Consider the following 297-nt stretch of genomic DNA (forward strand, 5'->3'; position numbering starts at 1 on the left):
AATACCCATTGCCGATTCCCTATTGTTTGCCAGTATTTCTTGGCTACCCACTTTCCTGTTTTGTTGGAATGTCTTCGCTTTCCCCATTTGGTTAACTTCCAATATAACGAGTTATCCATTTGAGAGAAGATTTCCTTGGACACTACTGTTGAGTAGTAGTTGCTCCACCCTCTGATGACCGGGTTGAGGCGTCTTATTAACCCCTCTTGCGGTACTGCTATATGGGAGTCTACTATCTCTTTTAGTTTCTTGTAGTGGGTTTTGATGGCCTTCTTGCTGGGTTTGATTATAGTTTTG

General features: G+C 42.4%; 1 protein-coding gene. It reads right to left on the minus strand.

The window, feature by feature from the left end; all coding sequences use genetic code 11:
- On the minus strand, positions 1–290 hold a 290-nt coding region (locus AC0QH1_RS05795; protein ID WP_324629983.1), incomplete at its 3' end, for a group II intron maturase-specific domain-containing protein.
- Positions 291–297: the final 7 nt, after the last annotated feature.

This window comes from Phormidium sp. CCY1219, assembly GCF_055795085.1.